General features: G+C 66.1%; 12 protein-coding genes. 9 read left to right on the top strand and 3 right to left on the bottom strand.

All coding sequences use genetic code 11. The features are described 5' to 3' along the window. Positions 1-9 precede the first annotated feature (9 nt). From secF to ABEI27_RS12080, 3 genes are all read left to right on the top strand, one after another. Entirely contained in the window at positions 10-897 is an 888-nt protein-coding gene (gene secF, locus ABEI27_RS12070; RefSeq protein ID WP_375799652.1) for a protein translocase subunit SecF, read from the top strand. Next, complete coding sequence (locus tag ABEI27_RS12075) at positions 897-2,492, top strand: preprotein translocase subunit SecD (RefSeq protein ID WP_375799653.1); 1,596 nt, start codon at positions 897-899, stop codon at positions 2,490-2,492. The genes secF and ABEI27_RS12075 overlap by 1 nt, the downstream gene beginning before the upstream one ends. Before the next feature lie 159 nt (positions 2,493-2,651). Beyond that, on the top strand, positions 2,652-2,864 hold the full coding sequence (locus ABEI27_RS12080) for a hypothetical protein (RefSeq protein WP_375799654.1): 213 nt from the start codon (positions 2,652-2,654) through the stop codon (positions 2,862-2,864). A 46-nt stretch (positions 2,865-2,910) separates the two neighbouring features. On the opposite strand, the gene rnhB is transcribed toward ABEI27_RS12080, so the two are convergent. The 3 genes from rnhB to ABEI27_RS12095 all read right to left on the bottom strand — a co-directional run bounded on the left by rnhB (position 2,911) and on the right by ABEI27_RS12095 (position 5,666). After that, on the bottom strand, positions 2,911-3,627 hold the full coding sequence (rnhB, locus tag ABEI27_RS12085; protein WP_375799655.1) for a ribonuclease HII: 717 nt from the start codon (positions 3,625-3,627) through the stop codon (positions 2,911-2,913). Further along, positions 3,624-4,964, bottom strand: a complete 1,341-nt coding sequence (locus ABEI27_RS12090; RefSeq protein ID WP_375799656.1) for a tRNA pseudouridine(54/55) synthase Pus10 — start codon at positions 4,962-4,964, stop codon at positions 3,624-3,626. The genes rnhB and ABEI27_RS12090 overlap by 4 nt, the downstream gene beginning before the upstream one ends. A gap of 93 nt (positions 4,965-5,057) precedes the next feature. Further along, positions 5,058-5,666 carry a DUF4112 domain-containing protein gene (locus tag ABEI27_RS12095; RefSeq protein WP_375799657.1) on the bottom strand — a complete coding sequence of 203 codons (609 nt, stop codon included), beginning with the start codon at positions 5,664-5,666 and terminating at the stop codon, positions 5,058-5,060. A 119-nt stretch (positions 5,667-5,785) separates the two neighbouring features. Here ABEI27_RS12095 and ABEI27_RS12100 point away from each other — a divergent pair, with 119 nt between their 5' ends. The 6 genes from ABEI27_RS12100 (at position 5,786) to ABEI27_RS12125 (ending at position 10,670) form a co-directional block, all read left to right on the top strand. Beyond that, the gene (locus ABEI27_RS12100; RefSeq protein WP_375799658.1) at positions 5,786-6,739 is read left to right on the top strand and encodes an ABC transporter ATP-binding protein; all 954 of its coding nucleotides are present in this window, start codon (positions 5,786-5,788) and stop codon (positions 6,737-6,739) included. Next, on the top strand, positions 6,739-7,506 hold the full coding sequence (locus ABEI27_RS12105; RefSeq protein ID WP_375799659.1) for an ABC transporter permease: 768 nt from the start codon (positions 6,739-6,741) through the stop codon (positions 7,504-7,506). The genes ABEI27_RS12100 and ABEI27_RS12105 overlap by 1 nt, the downstream gene beginning before the upstream one ends. 144 nt (positions 7,507-7,650) lie before the next feature. After that, positions 7,651-8,556 carry a S49 family peptidase gene (locus ABEI27_RS12110; protein ID WP_375799660.1) on the top strand — a complete coding sequence of 302 codons (906 nt, stop codon included), beginning with the start codon at positions 7,651-7,653 and terminating at the stop codon, positions 8,554-8,556. Next, entirely contained in the window at positions 8,543-9,535 is a 993-nt protein-coding gene (locus ABEI27_RS12115; RefSeq protein WP_375799661.1) for a DUF4350 domain-containing protein, read from the top strand. The genes ABEI27_RS12110 and ABEI27_RS12115 overlap by 14 nt, the downstream gene beginning before the upstream one ends. A gap of 91 nt (positions 9,536-9,626) precedes the next feature. Further along, on the top strand, positions 9,627-10,223 hold the full coding sequence (gene trmY / locus ABEI27_RS12120) for a tRNA (pseudouridine(54)-N(1))-methyltransferase TrmY (RefSeq protein ID WP_375799662.1): 597 nt from the start codon (positions 9,627-9,629) through the stop codon (positions 10,221-10,223). 3 nt (positions 10,224-10,226) lie between these two features. Continuing rightward, positions 10,227-10,670, top strand: coding sequence for a CHY zinc finger protein (locus tag ABEI27_RS12125; RefSeq protein WP_375799663.1), 444 nt, complete (start codon positions 10,227-10,229; stop codon positions 10,668-10,670). Positions 10,671-10,785 lie beyond the last annotated feature (115 nt).

Here is a 10,785-nt window from a genome sequence, read left to right on the forward strand (position 1 = left end):
CCGGCATCTATGGTTGAGTTCAGGGTACCGGAAGTCGATTACACCCGGTACACGAACCGCCAGTTGGCGGCGATCCCACTCGTCGTGCTGGTGGTCGCGCTCGTCGTCATCGGCGGGTGGTACGTGATGACTGGATCGCCGGTGAATCAGGGGATCGCATTCACCGGTGGGACGGAAGTGCAAGTGGCGATCGACGGCCCGCAGTCCGCGGCCGAAGAGCAGATCAGATCGGCGTTCTCGGAGGAGCCGGAGACGATCCGTTCGGTGCCGGCCCAGAGCGTTTACGTCGTCACGTTCCAGTCTGAAGCGGGTTCAGATGGGATCAGCGCCGCGGCGTTAGAACGCCAGGCGCAGGACGCGGGGCTGGACGTCAGGTCGGTCTCTTCGGTGTCTGCGAGTTTCGGCGCGAACACGCAGGTGCTCGCGCTCGGCGGTCTCGGGGTCGCGTTCCTGGGGATGAGTATCCTCGTGTTTGCGATGTTCCGCGTGTTCGTCCCGTCGATTGCAGTCGTGCTCTCGGCGTTCTCCGACATCGCGATCCCGTTGGCGCTGATGAACGTCCTCGGCATCGAACTCTCGCTGGGGACCGTCGCGGCGCTCTTGATGCTCATCGGGTACTCCGTCGACTCAGACATCCTGTTGAACAACCACGTCCTCCGGCGGTCCGGTGACTTCTACGAATCGACGTACCGAGCGATGCGAACCGGTGTGACGATGACGCTGACGTCGATTTCGGCGATGGTCGTGATGACGGTCACGGCGACGCTGTTCGGGATCCAGTTGCTGGCGGCCATCGGGACTGTGCTGGTCTTCGGACTCGCCGCTGACCTGATGAACACCTACCTGCTGAATCTGAGCCTGCTCCGCTGGTACAAATTCGAGGGGGTGTCCCGCTGATGGTGGATGTCCGCGACAACTGGCGGATTCTCCTCCTCGTCGTCTTCATCCTCATCTCGGGATTCGCCCTCTTTTCGCCGACGCTCGCGGCCGACGGCGGTGGTGGCGGCGATGTCGCGGCCACGAGTAATCTGACGAATCTCCAGTACGGACTCGAACTCTCCGGTGGGACGCGCGTCCGCGCGCCGCTCGTCGGTGTGACGGCCGAGGGCGTCGCGTTCGGCGGTGACGACCCGCGCGTTGTCGAGCAGAACGTCGCCGCGGAGGTCGAGGGCGCAGGTCCGGCCGACGTCATCGCTCGCCCCGGTGCGGCGGGCGGTCGGACGACCGCACAACCGCAGTCCGGAGCGAGCTCTACTGTCGAAGTGACCGCCGAGAACGTCACCAGCGAAGAGTTGGCGGCCGCACTCGAAGCGACCGGCTACGAGTACGAGACGATCAGACAAGGCGTGACAGAGTCAACGCGGCAAGAAGTCGTCCGCATTCTCCAGAACAAGATCAACGAGGCGGGCCTCTCCGGGGGGACCGTCCAGCAAGTGACGACCGCCCAGGGAGAGAACTACGTCTTGGTCGAGGTACCGAACCAGGACGCCTCACAGGTCCGCGAACTCGTCTCCGAACGAGGGACAGTCGTGATCGAGGCGTACTACCCCACCGACGGGAACTACACCCGCGAGGTCGTCCTCCAACAGGAGGACTTCCAGAGCATCGGGACCGCTCAGGAGGGGCAGTCGTCGGGCGCGTACGTGCCGGTGACCGTCTCCGAGTCGATCGCGCCGGAGTTCCAGCAGTCGATGGTCGACACCGGATTGGCTCAAGAGGGCGGGACACGGTGTACGTACCAGCAGAATCCCAACGGCACCGAACCGTGTCTCCTCCTCGTCGTCAACGGCGAAGTGACCAACGCCTTCGGGATGAGCCCCGGACTCGCCGACAGTCTCCGGAGCGGTTCCTGGGCTGGCGACCCGGTCTTCCAACTGCAGACCACGAACATCTCCGAGGCGCAGCAGGTCTCGATCAACCTCCGCGCCGGCGCACTGCCGGCACAACTGGACTTCTCCCAAGCCAGCGGCGGGACGGTCTCGTACATCTCGCCGAGTCAGGGAACTGACTTCCGGGTCAACTCACTTATCACGGGCATCGTCGCCGTTCTCGCGGTCAGCGGCGTGGTCTTCGTTCGCTACAGCGACGGCCGGGTCGCCGCGCCGATGGTCGTGACGGCGCTCTCGGAAGTCGTCATCCTGCTTGGATTCGCCGCCGGGATCGGCTATCCGCTCGATCTGTCGGTCATCGCCGGCTTTATCGCCGTGATCGGAACCGGGGTGGACGACCTCATCATCATCGCAGACGAGGTGATGGCCGAGGGAGAGATCAACTCCCGTCGCGTCTTCCAGTCGCGCTTCCGCAAGGCGTTCTGGGTGATCGGCGCGGCCGCCGCGACGACCGTCCTGGCGATGTCGCCGCTGGCGATCCTCTCGCTCGGCGATCTCCAGGGCTTCGCCATCTTCACTATCCTTGGCGTCCTCGTCGGGGTCCTCATCACCCGACCGGCGTACGGCGACATCCTGCGTGCGCTGACGACGATCGATCGCTGAGAGCGGTCCCGAGGCGGGCGTCGGGCCCCGTCCGATGTCTTCGAATCGCCGCTCGTGTTCACCCTACAGGAATAGGTGACTGTTTAAATACGAACCCGGGGCAATATCGAAGTGTACCGGGCGACGAGACCGACGGACGCCGCCAAGATCATCAAGACTATGTCCACAAACTCCCACCTCCCCGATCCCGCTGCCTCCGACGACCAGGCCGATACGCCGACTGCCCGGCGTTGTGTCGCCCGAATCGAGGAGTACGACGACGCTCCCGACGTGTGTACGCTCTATCCCGCGGACGCGACCCCTTTGGAACTCCCGACGACGTGGATCTCCGCGAAAGAGGGGTCGTACGTCTCACTGGAGGAGATGCGCTGAGCCAAGACGGTCGATCTAACCCGGCTCCCGACACCAGCAGTCCGCTTCAGAACTCCGAGAGTCCCGACTGCTCTGCGGCCGCGAGGACGGTTTCCGACGTCGCCCACGACGCCCGCGCGCAGTCCGGGAGTTCACCCGTCTCTGCGACGTACCGGCTGAGGAACTCCCGAGTCGTCGGATCGCTCGGATAGCCGCTCCCGATCGGTCCGTGGTCGGCGTAGTCGGCTTCGAGCGCTTCGATTCGGTTGTCGCGCTCGACTTTCGCGACGATTGACGCGGCGGCGACCAGCGGGTACACCTCGTCCGCCCCGTGTTCGGCGTGAACCTCGACCGACGGACCGTCGCTCGCGACGCGGTCGCCGACGCGGCGCGCGAATCGGGACTCGCTCACATCGCCCGCGTCCGCGACGACTCGGTCGCCGTGGCGGGCGATCTGCGCCACCGCCTCGGCCTGCGCGGCGACCGTCAGCGAGTTCATATCCGTCTCGGAATCGTCGATCCGGTCGGTCGAGATCGCCGCGACAGCCACGTCCACGTCCGGCGAGTCGTGCAACGTCGCGGCGAGCGTGGTTCGAGCCGCCGGCGTGAGTCGCTTCGAGTCGTCGACGTCGTCCGGAATCGACGCCGGGGACGCGCGGACCGCCGCGGCGACCATCGGCCCGAGGACCGGCCCCTTGCCGGCCTCGTCGGTGCCGAGAGCTGTCTCGTCGGCCGCCGGTCCGGCGTCACCCGTCGGGTCGTCGTCGGGCTCGCGAGCGGTCATTCGTCCGCAGCGTCGGCCGGGCCGCCCGCGTCGGTATCGGAGGTCGCCGCGGTGTCCTCGCGGAAGAACTCCTCGGCCTCGAAGTCCTCCGCTTCGCCGTAGACGCCCACGACGTCGAGCGCGGTCACCGTGGCATCGACGCCGAGCAATCCAGCGAGGCTCGGTTCCGTTCGGCCCTCGTCGCCGGAGATCAGTTCCTTGATGTAGAGACCGCCCTCGCCGTGGATTTCGACAGTGGCGTGGTAGGCGTCCGCGCGCTCGCCCTCCGCCTCGTAGACGGCGCGTTCGCGGGTGAGGTTCGCCCGGCGGTGATCGACGCGGTGCGGCGTGTACTGCTCGATTGTCGCGCCTTCGAGTTCGGCGAGCGCATCGGCGAGCGTCTCGGCGTCGATCGCATCACCGAACTCGACTTCCGCGCGGTACCGTTTGGAGGCGTTCAGCCCTTTGACCCGTTCGACCATCTCGTACGTGGCGAGTCGCAGTCTCTCGACCTCGACTCGGCCTTCGGCGAACGCGTTGATGTCGCCCTCCAGACGCTCGACGTCGACGTTGCGCCGGCGCGGTTCCATCACTTCGATCACGAACGGACGGCCGGTACCGAGCATCCGGGCGTCGACGTCCTCCCGTCCGGCCCCGTGGAACGTCGCGTCGGTCCCGTCCATCACGTCGCGGACGACCGGCGCGGTCAGCCCTTCGACGCTGTCCTGATACAGGTAGCCTGTGCCGTCGCAGGTCTCACAGACCTGCTTGCCGACGTATCCCGACCCGTCGCAGTCGCTGCAGGGCCACTCCGTCTGGGGGATGTCGCCTTCGAGTTTCCGGTAGCGGCCGTAGACGAACGTCGAGTGAACGTCGACTTCGACGCGGTCGGCTTCGAGGTCGAGCGTGAACTGTACCGCCGGTCGTCCGAACTCGACCGTCGCGTCGGTGAGTCGCCCGACGCGCTTGCCGACCTCGCGGTTGAACTCGGATTTGAACAGTTCGCCCGTCTCGGGGTCGAGGTCGGCGGACTCCCTGAACAACCGTTCGTTCTCCTCGATCAGCGCCGGCGTCCGGGTCCCGACCTGGTAGGTGTCGAACTCGATGTCCTCGACGGCCGCAACACAGCGCTCGGCCCACTCGTCGAACGCAGTGCAGCGGCCCTCACAGACCCAGCACGACTCCGGGTCGATCGGTTCGTGGGGCTCGTCGTCGTCGAGCGCAGCCGCGATGCGGAGGCTACGGCCCCGCTCGTCGTTCGTTAGCCCGTGGCTCCGGTCGGCGAAGACCCGGCCCAGACAGGCGTCGCAGACCGGCTCTTGCGCATCGAGTGCGCGGGCGTCGGCGAGAATGCTCATACCGGTACGAACGCCGGGCGGCGCTTCTGTCTTGCCCTTCGTCGGCCCGGGGCGAACCGCCCATCAGACGGCGCTCCTGAGGCCTGATAGACATCAGACGATACTGACGAGGCCAAACAGCCACCAGACGGCGACGACGGCGGCGGCACCGACACTGAGTACGAGACCGAACACGACAAGACCGAGCGCAGCCACGGCTCGTCGGTCCCGGCGTTCGCCCCCTGGGTCGTCGATGCGCGCGTGCAACAACCGGACGTTGCGGTTGTTCGCCCGCCAGACCGCGTCGAACGCGTCGCCGACGAGGGGTATCGAACCGACAGCGGCGTCGAGCAGGAGATTCAGGCACATCCGTACCAGCGTGGCTCTCGGCGCGCCGAGCGCTGCGGCCTCCGCGACGACGTACGCCGAGGCGGCCGTCGTGGGCGCGTTGCCCACCACCGGAAGCAGCCCCAGGATCGGGTCGAGCCCGATCCGGATCCGCGTTCCGGGAATCGCTACCGCGCTGTCGAGAGCGTGGCTGAGTCGTCGGAGGCGGGCGAAACGGGCGCGGTCAGCACCGCTCGGGAGGTCGCTGGGCGAAATCACGTCGGCACCGCCGGAGCCATCCCCGTCGGTGGGAGTTCCGGTCGCGTCGGGGCTGGCCCTGTCATTGTCGGACGCGTTCTCGCCCTCGAGCGCCGCCGAGCCATCTGAGCGGTCCACATCTGGTGATCATCACCCACGGGCATCGCTGTTTCGCTGTGGTGCCCCCGGCGAAATGAGCCGGTAGCGGCGTCCGACTTCGTGGTTCTTAGGTCGGCAGAGTCACAAGTCAATGGTGAATGGAATCTGCGATCGAGATACGCGATCTACGAAAGTCCTACGGCGACGTACAAGCGCTTGACGGCGTCGACCTCACCGTGCCCGAGGGTTCGTTCTTCGGTCTGCTCGGCCCCAACGGCGCAGGCAAGACCACGTTCATCAACGTCCTCGTGGGACTCGTCCGCGGGACCGAGGGAGACGCCCGCGTGTTCGGCCACGATGTTCGGGAGGAGTACCGCGAAGTCCGCGACCGCATCGGCCTCGCGCCACAGGAGTTCAACGTCGATCGCTTCTTTCCGATCCACGAGGTGCTCGAACACAAGGCGGGCTACCACGGGATCCCGAGAGAGCGCGCGAGCGAGCGGACCGAGGAGGTCCTGAAGCGCGTCGGCATCTACGACAAGCGCGACACCCGCTTCGACTGGCTCTCCGGCGGGATGAAGCGCCGATTTATGTTGGCGCGCGCACTCATCACCGAGCCGGACCTCCTGATTCTCGACGAGCCGACCGCCGGCGTCGACGTCCAACTCCGTCACGAGTTGTGGGAGACTATCGTCGACCTGAATCAGCGGGGAACGACCATCCTGCTCACCACCCACTACATCGAGGAGGCCGAACGGCTCTGTGACGAGGTTGCGATCCTCGATTCCGGCCGCGTCCTCGACGTCGCGAGCCCCGAGGAACTGATGGACCGCGGAACCGACGACGTCGTCGTCCAGTTGCGCGAGGAACCGAACGCCGTGCCGGACTTCGCAGCGCTGGACGAGCGCGTCGACGCAGTCGAACTGGGGGGCACGCGTCTCGTCGTCACCGCGCGGCAGGGCGGACTCGTCGCGCCGGACGTCGTGCGGCGGCTCGACGAGACGGGTCACGAGATCGTCGATCTGGAGATCCAGCGCACCTCGCTCGAGGAAGTGTTCGTCGAGATGACGAGAGCGGGCGAAGGCCGAGCCACGCCGGAGGTGTCCTCGTAGTGAGTTTCGACTCAACGGGCTTTCTCGCGCTACTCCGCCGGGAGGTGCTCCGCTTCCTTCGCCGCCCGCGGAACACCTTCCTGCCACCGTTCATCACCAACATCCTGTACTTCTCGGTTTTCGGGGTCATCCTCGGCGAGCGGATCAATCAGATCGCCGGGGTGCCGTACATCCTGTTCATCCTCCCCGGACTGGTCGTGCTCGGCGCCATCTCGAACGCCTTCGAGAACACCTCGTTCAATATCTTCCACGGCCGGTGGAACCGCTACATCGAGGAGGTGCTCACCTCGCCGCTGTCGTACCAGACGATGATCGGTGCGTACGTGCTGGCGGCAGCGATCCGCGGCGCAATTGTCGGCATTCTGATCGCGCTCATCGGAGCGTTCTTCACTTCCGTCGGCGTGGTGCAACCGCTCTATCTCGTCGCGTTCGGCGTCGTCATCACGACGCTGTTCGCGAGTCTCGGCGTCATCGCCGGACTGTGGGCCGACGACTTCGACGATCTGACGATGCTGAATCAGTTCATCCTCCGGCCGTTGGTGTTCTTCGGCGGCGTCTTCTACTCGCTGAACGAACTCCCCGAGACGGTGCAGCAGGTCTCGCTACTGAATCCGATGATCTATATGGTCAACGGCGTCAGATACGGCTTCCTCGGCGTCAGCGAGGTTGACCCCAACGCGTCGCTGGCGGTCCTTTCGGGACTCACGATCGCGGTACTCGGCCTCGACATCGCGCTCTTCCAGCGGGGATACGGACTGACCGACTGAAGCCGCTGCGCGAGCCTCCCGAAACCGTCGGACTCAATCACTGTCTCCTGTCGCAGAGACGCTGGCGGCGACGACTGTGAGTGAAATCCGATTTTGTGCCACGCGAACGTCTTTTGCCTCCTGTCTTCTCCTCGGTGATGCAGTATGAGCAGAGATTCATCCGCGGCGCAAGCGAGGACGATTTTCGTCGTCGCCATCGTCGCAGCCGTCCTGGTGAGTGCGGTGCTCGCCCCCGCTGCGTACGGCTACGGTACCTCCGCCCAGTCAGACGGAACGGTGTCGGTCATCACGATCTCCGGCACCATTTCTTCGACGACGGTGGACGGTATCGCCGAGGACCTCCGCAACGCACGGACAAATGAGTCCATCAAAGCAGTTGTTCTCAAGATCGACAGCGGTGGCGGTGCCGTCGCTCCCAGCGAGCGACTCTACCTGGAAGTATTGCGCACAGCAGAACAGATGCCGGTCGTCGCCTCGGTGCAGGGCGTCGGCGCGTCCGGCGCGTACTACGGGATGCTCCCGGCTGACGAGATCTACGTCCTCTCTTCGTCGGAGGTCGGCAGCGTCGGCGTGATCGGCTCCGGCGGGAGCATCCCGATTCCGGATTCGATCATTCGGACCGGTCCCGACAAGGCCCAGCCGACCGCCGACCAACGCGAGCGGACGATCGAGTCCCTCAAGCGGCAGTTCGTCGGTCGCGTGATGGAGCACCGTGGCGAAAACATCACGCTCTCGCGTGAGGAAGTCGCCTACGCGAAAACATACCTCGGCCCGGAGGCCGTCGAGAACGGGTACGCCGACAGCATCGGTTCGCTGCCGACAGCGATCGATCGCGCTGCGGCGTTGGCCGGAATGGAGAAGTACGACGTCGTCAGACAAGAGCCACCGAACTCACTCGGCCTCCTCTTTTTCGCCTCCGAGACCGACAATGGCACACAGATCTACAAGCGGAGCGATCGGACGAGCGGCGTCGTCCCCGTCACGAGACCACTGATGATGGACGAAGTACCCTATCACAGCCCGGAGGTGACCACCGATGCGAGCGCGTGACCTGACGGGTCCCGCCGTGGCGTTTGTCGTGATCGTCGCCGTCGTCGTTGGCGGCGCGGCAGCGCTCCCGTTCGTCACCGCCGGCGACACGCCGGAAGTGACGAACCTCGCCGAGCAGCAGACCGACCTCGACGCGGTCCGCGTCGACGCCGCCGAAGAGAACGGCACAATCGCGATGGAGAGCAGCGCGTCGGGCAAGACGATTCTCGTGGATCAAGCGCACGGGAATCAGCTCTCCGAGGAGAAACTCTCGACGCTGGTGACCACGCTGGTCGAGAACGGCCACGAGGTCCGGGTCGTAACCCAGGAACAGGCCCGTGGCCAGGTGTGGAACCAGTCGCTCCGGAGCGCCGACGCCCTCCTCGTCGCGAACCCCGGGCGACCGTACACGCCTGATCAACTGGCCGGCATTCGCGCGTTCACCGAAGCGGGCGGCCGCGTCGTCCTGCTGTCGGATCCGGCTTCCTCCGGCGGCGTGAGTCTGATGACGAGTCTGCTGGGACTCGGAACCCAACGGCCCTCGAGTGGCGGTGCCGGCGTGAGTTCGTCGGTGGGAGTCGCCGGCCAGTCCGGCTACCTGTTCAATATGGACGAGTACCAGCACAACTTCCGGAACGTCTACGCGACGGGCGAGGGCGGGTCCCTCGCCGACGGCGTTGATCGCGTCGTCTTCGCCGACGCGCGCGCTGTCACGACCGAGCGCGGGCAGGTCGCCCTCTCGACGATCGAAGGGACGAAACTGTCGACGACCCGCCGTGCCGACACCTACGCCGTCGCGGTGCAGTCCGGCGACGCGGCTATGATCGGCGACACGGACTTCCTCAGGCCGACAAACGCCCATCTCGCGAGTAACGAGGCGTTCATCGGTAACCTCGCCGACTTCCTCGTGAGCGGTCAGAAGACGGGGAACGCCCCCGCGCCGCCGTCGAAGCGGTCACCGGATCGACCGACTGCGCCGACGCGTCCGGCCACGGCCTGACGATCCCAGCCGACGCGTCGATGTATCCCTGATCGCCAATCGAATCGAGTGAAAACGCGCGATTGATCACCGATGAGCCGAGAGACGGGCTATGCGTCAGTTCCTGATCGTCGGTCACGACGCGCCGACGACGCCCGAGTTCTCGCTCGACGACATCACCGGCGGCGCTGGCCGCCTCGACGTGCTCTGTCGGTGCGTCACGAGCGCCTTCTTCCTCTCACACGACATCCGCGAGGACGTCAGCGTCCACCTCGTCCTCGGCGACACGTTCACCGTCAGTTTCGAGGGGTCGGACCTCCGCCGACTGAACCCCGACGAGCGGAGCACCGCTGCGCTGATCCGAGGCGCGCTGGAGAACCGCGAGGACGCCATCGGCCATCTGCCAGCGGAGGCGTCCCCGGGGGTCTCTATCCGTCGGATGGGATTTACCGCGATGCTCGAGGAACTCGCGGCCGAGGCGACCGTCGTCGAACTCCACGAGGACGGCATCCCCGTGGCTGAGGTCGGACCGCCCACCGACCCGCTGTTCGTCCTCTCGGATCACCGCAATTTCACCGACGAGGAGGGCGCGGCACTCGCCGAGGCTGCCGACCGGCGGATGCGACTAGGTCCGGAAGTCCTGCACGCGGACCACGCCGTCACCGTCGCGCACAACTACCTCGACACCGACGGCTTCGCCAGGTACTGAGCGATGGATGACCACCGACCACAGACGAGCGACAGATCGGAGACGCGGACCACGCGAGCGCCCGCCGCAGACGGGCGATTCCCGGTTCCGCTCGTCGGGGTCGCGGTCGACCCGGAGACGCGGTGCGCTCACTGGGACGATCCGGTCGACGTCGTCGCCCTCCGGTTCGGCTGTTGCGAGGCGTTCTCGCCGTGTCACGCGTGCCACGCCGCCGCCACCGACCACGACCCGGAACCGTGGCCGCGCGAGCGGTTCGACGAGTCCGCGGTGCTGTGTGGCGTCTGTGGGGCGACGCTGTCGGCGCGAACGTACCTCGACGGCGACGGCGCGTGTCCCGAGTGCGGGGCGGCGTTCAATCCCGGGTGTCGGCGGCACCGCAATCGGTACTTCGAGTCACCTGCCGCGACGGATGCACCGACGGACGCGAGCGGGGATGGAAGTCTCTGAGTGACACCGCAGGCGACCCGGTTCGGAAGGATTAAGAGACAGAGTAGCGATGGTATACGTGCGGGCCGGTGGGGTAGCTTGGTATCCTTCGGCCTTCGGGTGGCCGTAACCGCGA

It is taken from the genome of Halobellus sp. (genome assembly GCF_042218505.1).
In the GTDB taxonomy this organism is placed as follows: Archaea; Halobacteriota; Halobacteria; order Halobacteriales; family Haloferacaceae; genus Haloquadratum.